Annotated in this window: 12 protein-coding genes; 4 read left to right on the top strand and 8 right to left on the bottom strand. The window is 65.2% G+C overall.

The features are described 5' to 3' along the window. From VE092_RS07450 to ypfJ, 6 genes are all read right to left on the bottom strand, one after another. A partial coding sequence (locus VE092_RS07450) for a molybdopterin-dependent oxidoreductase (protein ID WP_324875358.1) occupies positions 1-1,296 on the bottom strand: 1,296 nt, incomplete at its 3' end. Positions 1,297-1,459: 163 nt separating this feature from the next. Further along, entirely contained in the window at positions 1,460-2,842 is a 1,383-nt protein-coding gene (locus VE092_RS07445; protein WP_324875356.1) for a NarK family nitrate/nitrite MFS transporter, read from the bottom strand. Continuing rightward, a complete protein-coding gene (locus VE092_RS07440; RefSeq protein ID WP_324875354.1) occupies positions 2,839-4,104 on the bottom strand; it encodes a nitrate/nitrite transporter in 1,266 nt (421 codons plus the stop codon). Before VE092_RS07440 ends, VE092_RS07445 begins: the two co-directional genes overlap by 4 nt. 162 nt (positions 4,105-4,266) lie before the next feature. Beyond that, the gene (locus VE092_RS07435) at positions 4,267-4,551 is read right to left on the bottom strand and encodes a hypothetical protein (RefSeq protein ID WP_324875352.1); all 285 of its coding nucleotides are present in this window, start codon (positions 4,549-4,551) and stop codon (positions 4,267-4,269) included. Between the two features lie 13 nt (positions 4,552-4,564). Continuing rightward, positions 4,565-4,945: an MAPEG family protein gene (locus VE092_RS07430; protein WP_324875350.1), complete on the bottom strand. Its 381-nt coding sequence runs from the start codon at positions 4,943-4,945 to the stop codon at positions 4,565-4,567. A 73-nt stretch (positions 4,946-5,018) separates the two neighbouring features. Continuing rightward, complete coding sequence (gene ypfJ, locus VE092_RS07425) at positions 5,019-5,897, bottom strand: KPN_02809 family neutral zinc metallopeptidase (protein ID WP_324875349.1); 879 nt, start codon at positions 5,895-5,897, stop codon at positions 5,019-5,021. A 277-nt stretch (positions 5,898-6,174) separates the two neighbouring features. Between ypfJ and VE092_RS07420 the strand changes: the two genes are divergently transcribed. Then, a complete protein-coding gene (locus tag VE092_RS07420; protein ID WP_324875347.1) occupies positions 6,175-8,646 on the top strand; it encodes an acyl-CoA dehydrogenase in 2,472 nt (823 codons plus the stop codon). 35 nt (positions 8,647-8,681) lie between these two features. Beyond that, on the top strand, positions 8,682-9,182 hold the full coding sequence (locus tag VE092_RS07415) for a nucleoside 2-deoxyribosyltransferase (protein WP_324875345.1): 501 nt from the start codon (positions 8,682-8,684) through the stop codon (positions 9,180-9,182). Positions 9,183-9,198: 16 nt separating this feature from the next. Here VE092_RS07415 and VE092_RS07410 read toward each other — a convergent pair whose 3' ends face one another. Next, a complete protein-coding gene (locus VE092_RS07410) occupies positions 9,199-9,783 on the bottom strand; it encodes a peroxidase-related enzyme (protein ID WP_324875343.1) in 585 nt (194 codons plus the stop codon). Positions 9,784-10,031: 248 nt separating this feature from the next. Here VE092_RS07410 and VE092_RS07405 point away from each other — a divergent pair, with 248 nt between their 5' ends. After that, positions 10,032-10,658, top strand: coding sequence for a PadR family transcriptional regulator (locus VE092_RS07405; protein WP_324875341.1), 627 nt, complete (start codon positions 10,032-10,034; stop codon positions 10,656-10,658). Between the two features lie 25 nt (positions 10,659-10,683). Further along, the gene (locus VE092_RS07400) at positions 10,684-10,986 is read left to right on the top strand and encodes a DUF3861 domain-containing protein (protein ID WP_324875339.1); all 303 of its coding nucleotides are present in this window, start codon (positions 10,684-10,686) and stop codon (positions 10,984-10,986) included. 20 nt (positions 10,987-11,006) lie between these two features. Here the strand turns inward: VE092_RS07400 and sbcB are convergent, their stop codons facing one another. Next, positions 11,007-12,443 carry an exodeoxyribonuclease I gene (sbcB, locus tag VE092_RS07395; RefSeq protein WP_324875337.1) on the bottom strand — a complete coding sequence of 479 codons (1,437 nt, stop codon included), beginning with the start codon at positions 12,441-12,443 and terminating at the stop codon, positions 11,007-11,009. Positions 12,444-12,511: the final 68 nt, after the last annotated feature.

The raw sequence follows: 12,511 nt of genomic DNA, 5'->3' as shown, positions 1-12,511 counted from the left end.
GTGCTGGTCCACCAGCGAGAGCAGCGGCTCGATCTCGCGACCGGAATGACCGTCCCTGCTCTCCAGATTCCAGCGGCCCAGCTTGGCGCCGTCGTTGGCCTGGCCTTCGCCCCAGCGGTAACCGATGGAGCCGTTGGGCGCAACGATCTGGCCGGTGGTGGCATCGATGGCCAGGGTCTTCCAGTCGGCGTTGTTGGCTTCTTCCAGCTGCCCGGGCATTTGCGAGGCGCGCAGCAGGTGCTCCGGCAGGTAGCGGCCGTCGCGTTCCACCAGTCGCACCAGCATGGGCAGGTCGGTGTATTGCCGGACGTAGTGGCGGAAGTAGGGCGAGGGGCGCTGCAGGTGGAATTCCTTGAGGATCACATGGCCCATGGCCATGGCCAGCGCGGCATCGGTGCCCTGGCGCGGGGCCAGCCAGATGTCGCCGAACTTGACCATCTCGCCGAAGTCCGAGGACACCGCCACGGTCTTGGTGCCCTTGTAGCGCACCTCGGTGTAGAAGTGGGCGTCGGGGGTGCGGGTCTGCGGCACGTTGGAGCCCCATACCATCAGGTAGGTGGAGTTGTACCAGTCGGCCGATTCCGGCACGTCGGTCTGCTCGCCCCAGATCTGCGGGCTGGCGGGCGGCAGGTCGCAGTACCAGTCGTAGAAGGACAGGGCCACGCCGCCGATGAGGCTCAGGTAACGGGCGCCGGCCGCGTACGACACCATCGACATGGCCGGGATGGGCGAGAAGCCGATCACCCGGTCCGGGCCGTACTGCTTGATGGTATAGGCGTTGGCGGCGGCGATGATTTCGTTGGCGGTATCCCAGTCGGCCCGCACGAAGCCACCCTGGCCGCGCACCGACTTGTAGCTTTTTGCGCGGGCGGGGTCGCTGGTGATGGCGGCCCAGGCCTCGACCGGGCCCAGGGTGCGGCGCGCCTCCTGCCACAGTTGCATGAGACGGCCACGGATCATCGGGTACTTCACCCGCTGGGCGGAGTAGACGTACCAGCTATAGGAGGCGCCACGCGGGCAGCCGCGCGGCTCGTGGTTGGGCAGGTCGGGACGGGTGCGGGGATAGTCGGTCTGCTGGGTTTCCCAGGTGATCAGGCCGTTCTTGACGTAGACCTTCCAGGAGCAGGACCCGGTGCAGTTGACCCCGTGCGTGGAGCGTACCACCTTGTCGTGCTGCCAGCGGCTGCGGTAGGCGTTTTCCCATTGGCGGTCTTCGTCGACCACGGCGCCATGTCCATCGGCGAAGGTGGACTTCACCCGCGACATGAACTTCAATCGGTCCAGAAAATGACTCATCGTGAATCCTCGGTTGCGTGGGTGAGTACCCCACCTGCGTTTTCGATATGGGCAGTCTTGATGATTGGAAAGTGTAGGCAGGCGCCCCGTCCCTGCCTATTCGCCGGCTTGGTCGGGGCAGCCATCCAGGCGGCGGAGGCGGGCTAGTTCGAAAGAACTAGGATCAGCACGGCATGGGCGCGCCCTTGCGGGCGTAGTACCACCAGGTGATGAGCATGCAGCTGGCATAGAAGCCGACGAAGACGACCATCGCCATGTCCGGCGCGCCGGTCATCCTGATGGAGGTGCCGAAGCTCTGCGGGATGAAGAAGCCGCCATAGGCGCCGATGGCTCCGGAGAAACCCAGTACGGCCGCCGATTCCTTGCCCGCATCCAGGCGGGCCTGCTGTTGCGCTGCCTCGCCTTGTCCCGCGGCAGCGCGCTCGCGCTCGGTCTGGAAGATGATGGGAATCATGCAGAAGGTCGAGCCATTGCCCAGTCCGGTAAGGATGAACATGCCGATGAAGGAGGCCAGGAACAGCGTGAACTGGTGCGTATGCAGGGCCGGCAGGATGCCCAGCAGGATGGTCAGCCCCATGGCCAGGAACACCCACAGCGTGACGCGCGCGCCGCCGATGCGGTCCGAGATCATGCCGCCCAGAGGGCGCGCCAGGGCACCGGCCAGCGGGCCGAGGAAGGCGAAGCGGGCGACTTCCACCTCCGGGAACTGGGCCTTGATCAACATCGCAAACGCCGCCGAAAAACCGATGAAGGAGCCGAAGGTGCCGACATACAGCCAGCACATCAGCCAGTTGTGCTTGCGCTTGAAGATCACCGCCTGGTCGGCCAGCGATGCCTGGGCAGAGGCGATATCGTTCATGCCGAACCAGGCTGCCAGGGTGGCGGCGACGATGAAGGGCACCCAGATGAAGCCGGCATTGGCCAGCCAGTAGCTGCTGTCCAGGCCGCTCTTGGGATCATGGAAGAGTACTCCCTGGCCGGCGATGGAGGTGGCGAACACGGCCGAGGAAATCACCAGCGGCGTGACCAGTTGCACCACCGAGACGCCCAGGTTGCCGATGCCGGCATTCATGCCGGTGGCGTAGCCTTTGCGCGCCTTGGGGAAGAAGAAGCTGATGTTGGCCATGCTGGAACTGAAATTGCCGCCGCCCAGCCCGCACAGCAGCGCCAGGCCCAGCAGGGTGGAGTAGCTGGTGCCGGGGTCGCGCAGGGCCAGGCCCATGCCGAAGGCCGGGATCAGCAGGCTGGCGGTGGAAATGGCGGTCCAGCGGCGCCCGCCGAACACCGGCACCAGGAAGGAATAGAAGATGCGCAGCGTGGCGCCCGAGAGGGCCGGCAAGGCCGTCAGGAAGAACAACTGGTCCTTGCTGAAGTGAAAGCCGGCCTTGTCCAGGTTGGCGGCCACCACGCTCCACAGCATCCAGACTGCGAAGGCCAGCATCAGGCAGGGGATGGAGATCCAGAGATTGCGGTTGGCGACCGGCTCGCCTTGCTTGCGCCAGAAGTCCGGGTTTTCCGGCTCCCAGCGATCGAGTACGTGATTCATGAAGCGTCCTTGGAATGAAAGAGATCGGTGGGGGCGGGAGCGGCCTGCACGGCAGGGCGGCGGAACTGGAAGTGCATCCACACCAGCGAAATGCAGACCGTGCCGTAGAGCAGCATGAAGCAGGAGCTGCGCACGCCCGTGACGTCCAGCACCAGGCCGAACAGGATCGGCAGGATGAAGCCGCCCAGCCCGCCGGCCAGGCCGACGATGCCGGAGACCGCGCCGATGTTGCTGCTGTAGTCGTCGGAGATGAACTTGAAGACCGAGGCCTTGCCCACCGCCATGGCCACGCCGACCACCATCAGCAGTACCGTGAAGAGCGCCGGGTTCAGGCCGAGGTGGAAGGTCTTGGTGCCGCCCACGGTCTGGATGGTGAAATCGGTTTGTGGATAAGACAGCAGGAAGAAGGCCACCCAGCAGACCCACATCACCCACCAGGTGACCTGGTAGGCACCGTACTTGTCGGAGAGCCAGCCGCCCACGGCGCGCAGCACGCCGCCCGGCAGCGAGAAGCAGGCCGCCAGCAGGGCGGCGGTCTTGATGTCGAATCCATATTCGGTGACGTAGTACTTGACCATCCACAGGCTCAGGCCGACGTAGCCGCCGAAGACCACCGAGTAATACTGGCAATAGCGCCATACCCTGGGGTCCTTGAGCATGCGCACCTGGTCCATGAAGCCGGTATCGGAACTGACCTGGTGATCGGGATCGGTCGCCGAACACAGCCAGAACACCAGCGCCGCCGCCAGCATCAGGCCGGCATAGACCTTGGGCACCAGCACCCAGCCACCGGCGGCGATGAGCAGCGGCGCGATGAACTTGTTGACGGCCGCGCCCGAGTTGCCGGCGCCGAAGACGCCCATGGCCAGGCCCTGGCGCTCCTTCTTGAACCAGCGCGCCACGTAGGGCGTGCCGACCGAGAAGGAGCCCCCGGCCAGGCCCACGAACAGGCCCAGTACCAGGAAATGCCAGAACGCCGTGGCGTAGGAGATCAGCCAGATCGGCACCACCGTGCAGAGCATCAGGATGAAGAACACGATGCGTCCGCCATAGCGGTCGGTCCAGATGCCCAGCGGCACCCGGATCAGGGAGCCGGTCAGCACCGGCATGGCGGTGAGCAGGCCGAATTCGGTTTCGTTCAGGTGCAGGGCATTCTTGATGGGGATGCCGATGACCCCGAACATCACCCAGATGGTGAAACAGACGGTGAATGCGAGCGTACTGGAACCCAGCACGCCATAGGCCTTGCGCTGGTCGGACATGGAGCCTCCTGCGGATGTTGATCGATGGGTCCAGCTTAGCGATCGGTGCAGGCCGGCAACATCGGTCCGACGGAGAGGCGGGGGAAGGGAGAAGAGGGGGGCAGCAAGGCCAGGCTGCCCGCCGGAAGAACTAGTTCTTCCGGTGGAGCAGGTCAGACCGGGTCAGCTTGCTGACAGGGTCTGACCGGCTTTGTCCAGCCAGGTGGCGAGGCTGTCGGTGAGGTCCTTCTGGCTGAAGGAACAGCTTTCCTCGGTGAAGAGGCTGCCGGCTTCGAGGCGGCCCAGCAGGTCTTCGGCAACCTGCTGGTAACGGGGTGGAAGGGCTTGCATCACGTCGTCACGGGCGCGCCAGGTGGCGCACAGGGTGGCGATGCTGGCGCGTTGCTCGCACAGCGCGGTGAGGGCCTCGCGCATGGGGGCCAGTTGCTCGGCGGCGGGGTGGCTCATGGTGGGCTCCCGGTCAGGCGCGGGCGGCGATGACGAACAGCGCGATCACACTCAGGTAGCCGACCGCCCAGACCGCCGAGCGGGCCGAGGGCTTGTCGTTCAGGTAGAACAGGGTATAGAGCAGGCGGGCGGCGATGAAGACCACGCTGGCGATATCGATCTGGCCCTGGGCCGCACCGGCATGCTGGGCCACCAGCACGGCGGCGGCGAAGAAGGGGAAGGCCTCGAAGTGGTTGCGGTGGGCGTAGTCGGCGCGACGACGCACACCGGTCTGCTGGTCCAGCCAGGCACGTGGTTCGGCGTTGTCGAAGTCCTTGCGACCGCGCTTGGCCACCGCGATGGTGAACACCGGCATCAGGCCGGCGATCAGGATGCACCAGTTGGACAGGGTCATGGGTTCAGTCTCCTCGTTGTGTTGTCGTGTTCGATGGTAGATACGGTGCACTCAAGCTGCGTTCAGGATCGGTTCACAGCTCCTTGGCCGCGAAGGTATTGCAGGCGCTGACCTTGCCTTCGTTGATGCCGCGCTTGAACCAGGTCACGCGCTGGGCGGAGGTGCCGTGGGTGAAGGAGTCCGGCACCACTACGCCGCGCGCCTGGCGCTGCAGGGCGTCGTCGCCGATGGCGGAGGCGGCGTGCAGGGCGTCTTCGATATCGCCTTCTTCCAGGATGTGGCGCGCCTGGTTGGCGTGGAAGGCCCAGACCCCGGCGAAGCAGTCGGCCTGCAGTTCCAGTCGCACCGACATGGCATTGGCCTGCTTTTCGCTGGCATTGCGGCGGGCCGCATCGACCTTGTCGGAGATGCCCATCAGGTGTTGCACATGGTGGCCGACTTCATGGGCGATCACATAGGCCTGGGCGAAGTTGCCGGAGACCTTGAAACGCTGCTTCATCAGTTCATAGAAGGACAGGTCGATGTAGACCTTCTGGTCTCCCGGGCAATAGAAGGGACCGGTGGCGGTCTGGCCGGTGCCGCAGGCGGTCGGCGTGCTGCCGGAAAACAGCACCAGCTTGGGCCGCGCATACTGCTTGCCGTTGGCGGCGAAGATCTGGCCCCAGGTGTCTTCGGTGTCGGCCAGCACGGTGGAAACGAAGCGCGCCATCTGGTCGTTGGGCGAGGGTTTGTGGGCCGGTGCCTGTTGCTGCACCGGTACCGGGCCGCCCCCGCCGGAGAGCAGATTGAGCATGGTCAGCGGGTTGATGCCCAGGAAGTACGACGCCACCAGTGCCACGGCCACGGTGCCCAGGCCGATCGAGCGTCCGCCCAGGCCGAAGCCGCCACCCCCGCCGCCCTCGCCACGGCGGTCTTCCACGTTGTCGCTCTCGCGATTGCCTTCCCATTTCATGATTCCATCCTCTGCGGCAGCCTGTCTGCAATGCCGGGATTGTAATGGATGACATGGGGGGCCGGCTGTCCGGCGTTGTCTGACGGGGGCGGGCGGAGTCCGTCCGATTCCCCCCGCTGAGCCGGCACGATATGGTGCAAGAGGCGCGCCGGTCAGCAAACCTGCAGGACGATCTTCGTGCCCCCCGTACGCTTGGCGCTACGCGCATTCGGTGCCACACTGGCTGCATCTGCTTTCACCCCATCCCCAACAAACACAACAACATAGGAGGCGACACATGATCATCTGGCTCATCCTTCTCATCGCAAGCGCGCTGGCCTTGATGATGGCGCGCGTCAGCGCCGGGGTCTGGCTGGCCGCCGAGGCTGTACTGATTGGCCTGGGCGCGGTCCTGGCCGATATCGGCTGGCCGGTGTGCGTACTGCTGGCTATCCTGTTCTTTACACCGACCCTGATGCTGGCCATCAAGTCGGTGCGGCAGGTACTGGTCACGCGCCCCGCGCTGGATGCCTTGGCCGCGAATGCGCCGCGCATGTCGGAAACCGAACGCGATGCCATCGAGGCCGGCACCGTCTGGTGGGATGCCGAGCTGTTCTCCGGCAAGCCCGACTGGAAACGCCTGTTCAAGCTGCCGGCACCGCGCCTCACGCAAGAGGAGCAGTCCTTCCTCGATAACGAGGTGGAGCAATTGTGCGCCATGGTCAGTGACTGGGATACCAGCGTGAAGACCCAGGACCTGCCGCCGCAGGCCTGGCAGTTCATCAAGGAGCGTGGTTTCCTGGGCATGATCATTCCGCGCCAGTATGGCGGCAAGGAATTCTCGGCCTACATGCATTCGCAGGTGGTCATGAAGCTGGCCTCGCGCAGTTCGGCTGCCGCCATCGCGGTGATGGTGCCCAATTCGCTGGGGCCGGCCGAACTGCTGCTGCATTACGGCACCGAGGCGCAGAAGAACCACTATCTGCCGCGTCTGGCGCAGGGGCTGGAGATTCCCTGCTTCGCGCTCACCAGTCCCTATGCAGGATCGGATGCGGCTGCCATTCCCGACATCGGCATCGTCTGCAAGGGTGAGTACGAGGGACGCGAGACCGTGGGCTTCCGGGTCACCTGGAGCAAGCGCTACATCACGCTGGCACCGATCGCCACTGTGCTCGGCCTGGCCTTCCGGGCGCGCGATCCGAGTTGCATCCTGGGCGGCGGCATCGAACTGGGCATCACCTGCGCGCTGATCCCCACCACTCATCCGGGCGTGATCACCGGTCGCCGCCACTGGCCGCTCAATGCGGTGTTCCAGAACGGCCCGACCGAGGGGCGCGATGTCTTCATCCCGATGGAATGGGTGATCGGCGGCGGGCTCCAGGTCGGGCGCGGCTGGCGCATGCTGATGGAATGCCTGGCGGCGGGGCGGGCGATTTCCTTGCCATCCTCCAGCGTCGGCTTTTCCAAGCTGGCGGTGCGCGGTACCAGCGCCTATGCCGCCATGCGGCGCCAGTTCAAGATCGAGATCGGCCGGTTCGAAGGGGTGCAGGAAGCGCTGGCGCGCATGGGCGGGCATCTCTACATGATGGATGCCACGCGCCGGCTGTCCGCGCTGGCGGTGGATGCGGGCGAGAAGCCCTCGGTCATCTCCGCCATCTCCAAGTACCACGTCACCGAGCGCGGGCGCATGGTGGTCAATGACGGCATGGACGTGATCGGCGGCAAGGGCATCTGCATGGGGCCGGGCAATTTCCTGGCGCGGGTGTACCAGCAGGTTCCGATTGCCATCACGGTGGAGGGCGCCAACATCCTGACCCGCTGCCTGATCATCTTCGGCCAGGGCGCGATCCGCTGCCATCCCTATGTGCTGCAGGAAATGGCAGTTGTCTCGATCGAGGATCGCGACCGTGCGGTGCAGGCGTTCGATAGCCTGCTGTTCTCCCACCTGTCCTTCGCGGCGGCCAATGCGGCGCGCAGCCTGGTGGGCGGCCTCAGCGGCGGCTGGCTGCTGCCGGCACCCTCGCAGGCGGCCCGTGCCACGCGGCGCTACTACCGCGCCGTGGCCCACCTGTCGGCGGCCTTGGCCCTGCTGACCGATGCCAGCATGGCGGTGCTGGGCGGCAGCCTGAAGTTCCGCGAACGCATCTCGGGACGACTGGGCGACGTGCTCTCGCAGCTGTACCTGGTGTCGGCGGCGTTGAAGCGCTTCGAGGATGACGGTCGTCAGGAAGCTGACCTGCCCTACGTGCACTGGTCGGTGCAGGATGCCCTGAACCGGGCGCAGGAAGCCATCATCGACATCCTGCACAACTTTCCTGACCGGCCGGCGGCGCTGGTGCTGCGTACTTTGATCTTCCCGCTGGGGCGGTGCTATCACAAGCCCTCGGACGTGCTCGGCACGCTGGTGGCGCAGGCCATGCAGACTCCCGGTGAGCACCGTGACCGCCTGTTGGCCGATGCCTACCTGCCGCGCGAGGATGATCCGCTGGCCTGCGCCGAACAGGCCTTTGCGCTGGCGCCGGTGGTGCAGCAGCTGGAGCAGCGGCTCAAGCTGCAGATCCGGGACTACCGCCTGCCGCCGATGCCGCAAAGCCTGGTGGAGCTGCCGGCCTGGAGTGCACTGGCCCTGCAGCGGGAGTTGATCTCGGCGCAGGAAAAGGAAGCACTGGACGCCTTCGCCCACTATGGCGACCTCTACGTGCAGGTGGACGACTTCGCCGCCGACTTCGACCGGGCGGAGAACATGGCGGCCGCTTCTGAGTTGGCGTAAGCTGCCGGCTCCGGATGACACCCACAGGAAACGCCATGACCCGACTGCCCCGCATCTACCTCGCCGGTCCCGATGTCTTCGCGCGCGACTATGCCGCGCACAAGGCGCGCATCAGGCAATGGTGTGGGGAACTGGGGTTGGTGCCGCTGTGTCCGGGCGATGACGAGGTACAGGGTGGGAGCAAGGCCGAGATCGCCCGCCGCATCTACGAGGTCAATGTGGCCCTGATCGAATCGGCCGATGCGGTGGTGGCCAATGTGCGCGACTTCCGCGGGCACGAGCCGGATTCGGGCACGGTCTTCGAGATCGGTTACGCGGTCGGGCGCGGCAAGAAGGTGTGGTGCTACAACACGCCGGCGCAGGATCTGCTGGCGCAGGTGCCGCAGGGCGAGCCCGGTTACTGCCGCGAGGGCATGCAGATCGAGGACTTCGGCCTGCCGCGTAACCTCATGCTGGCACATGCCGCCGAACTGGTGCAGGGTGACCTGCGCGCCTGCCTGGAGCGGGTGGCGCGCTGGCAGGCCGGAAGGCCCTGAGCCCGTCTGCGCGACATCATTGCAGGGGGACTCGCCCCATCAGATAGAACTCTTCATTGGGACGCATGCTGGTCACGTTGGCCAGTCGGTTGGACATGCCGAAGAAGGCCGCGATGGCTGCGATGTCCCACGCTTCCTCCTCTCCCCAGCCCTGCTCCCTGAGCAGGGCGAAATCCTCTTCGTTGACGGCCCAGGCGCTGGCCGAAACCTTCATGGCGAAATCCAGCATGGCCTTTTGCCGCGGGCTGATGTCGGCCTTGCGGTAGTTGATCGCGACCTGGTCGGCCAGCAAGGGGTCCTTGGCGCGGATGCGCAGGATCGCACCATGCGCCACCACGCAGTACTGGCACTGGTTGGCATTGCTGGTGGCGACCACGATCATCTCGCGCTCGGCCTTGGTGAGCTTGCCGGGCTTGTCCATCAAGGCATCGTGATAGGCGAAGAAGGCGCGGAATTCGTCGGGGCGGTGCGCCAGGACCAGGAAGACGTTGGGGATGAATCCTGACTTCTCCTGCACTGTCAGGATGCGCTGGCGGATGTCCTCGGGAAGCTCGTCGAGTTCGGGAATGTGAAAGCGGCCGATGGGGGCGGTCGGGGTCATGGGGTCTCCTGTTGTCGTGGTATGCAGGGCAGTGGCTGCCCCGGAGAGAACATAGCACTTCTTCCGGTCGTTCAATGTCGCCAGCCTGACGGTGATGCCTTTTGCTTCATGTATTGATCAAATGCAATGAAAAATATGATTAAGATATATCTTGAAATATTCATTATAAAGATATATCTTGGCTATATCGATCGACACGCAGCGTGCGTCAGTCGCTGCCTTTAGCAAACCGACAAGAAGGAAACACCATGTTCAAGCATCTATTCGGCCACCACGGCCAGCCGGGCCACGGCCCCGTGCACCAGCGCCACGACCGTCCGCACCATGGCGGCGGCCTGTTTGATGAAGAGGGCCATCGCGGCCACCACGGGCCGCGTGGCCGCGAGGGTGGCGGTGGGGGCGGTCGCGGTGCGCGCATGTTCGAGCAGGGCGCATTGCGCATCGTGATGCTGCACCTGTTGCAGGAAAAGCCGCGCCACGGCTACGACATGATCAAGGCCATCGAGCAGCTGGTGGGCGGTGGCTACAGCCCCAGCCCGGGCGTGATCTACCCGACCCTGACCCTGCTGGAAGAAATGGGCCATGCCTCGGTGCAGGGCGAGGAGGGCGGCAAGAAGCTCTACACCATCAGCACCGAGGGCCGTGCGCATCTGGAAGAGAAGGAAAACGCCGAGATACTGCAGCAGGTACTGCGCAAGTTCGAACTGCGCCGCCAGGAACGTCCGGATGCCGATTCGCCGGAACTGCGCCGGGCGGTCCAGAACTTCCGCATGGCGCTGCATACGCGCCTGGCCAAGGGCAAGCTGGAGCAGGAAGAACTGCACGCCATCATCGACATCATCGATCGCGCCGCCGTTGCGGTGGAGCGGGCCTGAGCCGCGATCACGCAAGGAGAAGCGCATGAAAGAACATCGCTACCGCATCACCCTGGAACATCTGGCCACGGCATCGGGGGGGCAGACGCTGCATGAGCCCATCAGTTTCGAGGCCGGCAACCATGACGATATCTTCAGCATCGTTGGTCGACTGCGCGGTAATGGCCAGTTCGACAGCGATACCAGCGCGCAGCTGGCGCTGGGGCTGAAGCTGTTTTCGGAGGTGATGCTGAAGAACCGCAAGCATCCCCTGTTCGAAGAAATTCAACCGGCCCTGCGCGACTTCATCATGAAGCTCAAGGCGCAGGGCAAGGCCGCCGCAGAATAAGCGGCCAGCCGGCGGGGCCCTTACTGGTTGGCCGGCGCGATCATTTCGGCGTAGTCGTAGAGCGCACCCAGGATGTCCTGGGTGCGCTCGTCGTCTGCCTGCTCCTGCAACTGGTCGATCTGTTCGAACAACTGGGCGATGGTGCGCGCGCCACCGGCGCCTTCGAACAGGCGGGCGGCGCGATGCTCTTCCCAGTGCTGGGCTTCGTCGGGACGCAGGGTCTCGGGGAAGTTGCGGGCGCGATAGCGGAACAGGATCTCATTCAAACGCATATCGTCGAAGGACACGCTGGCACCGGCCAGCTCGGACGGAGCCAGGGCGCGCAGCTGTGTCAGCTGACGCCGGTCGCCGTTGCCGATGAAGCCGCCGTAGAGGTCTTCGTCCACATCGGGCCGTTCTTCGCCCTCGCGCTGGTACACCTGGCGCCACAGTGACGACAGGTCGGGCAGGGCGGCCGCGTGTTCGGCATGGCGCAGCGCGGTGTCGACGTCGATGCCGAGAGCGGCGGCACGTTCGGCGCTGAGGGTCTTGAGACTGCCCACCACCATGGGCGACTTGTTCAGATGGATGCTCTTGACCGGCAGGCGCTCGACGCCCTCCGGCAGGTCATCGCGCCGGGTGAACATGCGTGTACGCACGGTGGCGGCGTCCAGGCTGGCCAGTTCGGCGGGGTCGTAGCCGAGGTCCCAGGCGATCACTTCGTTCTTGTTGGTGGGGTGCATGCCCAGCGGCCACATCAGCGCCAGGCAGCCCTGCGCCACCGGGAACATGCCGGAGACATGCAGGAAGGGCTTGGCCGCCGGCAGGCCGATTTCGGCGGCGGCCTTTTCCTTCTTGTGGAGGGCCAGGGCGAAGTCGAACAGGCGCGGGTTGTGCTGGCGGATCAGGCGCGCCAGCGCGATGGTGGCGCGCACGTCGGAGAGGGCATCGTGGGCGGTTTCGTGCAGCAGGCCATTGGCCTTGGAGAGATGCTCCAGCTTGAAGCTGACGCTGCCGTCTTCCTTGGTCGGCCACTGGATGCCGTCGGGGCGCAGGGCATAGGTCAGGCGCACCACATCCAGCAGGTCCCAGCGGCCGCAGCCGTTGGCCCACTCGCGGGCATAGGGATCGATCAGGTTGCGCCAGAACATGAAGCGGGTCACTTCGTCGTCGAAGCGGATGGTGTTGTAGCCCACGCCGATGGTGCCGGGCTCGCCCAGCGCCTGTTCGATCTGCGCGGCGAATGCATGTTCGGGGATGCCGTGTTCCAGGCAGTGCTGAGGGGTGATGCCGGTGATCAGGCAGGACACCGGGTCGGGCAGGTAGTCCGGCGCCGGCTTGCAGTAGATCATGATGGGTTCGCCGATCTCGTTGAGTTCGGCATCGGTGCGCACGGCGGCGAACTGCGCGGGACGGTCACGGCGCGGCACGGCGCCGAAGGTTTCGTAGTCGTGCCAGAGGAAGGTGTGATTGGACATCGCGGCGGGCTTCTATGGGAATCGCGCGATTATAGAGCCTTGTGGCCGGCCTGCCGTCATCGCTGCGC

The organism is Herbaspirillum sp. (assembly GCF_035644555.1).
Taxonomy (GTDB): Bacteria; Pseudomonadota; Gammaproteobacteria; order Burkholderiales; family Burkholderiaceae_D; genus Herbaspirillum.
Note: the sequence above shows the minus strand (reverse complement) of the source record. Positions and strands in the feature narration are given on the sequence as shown.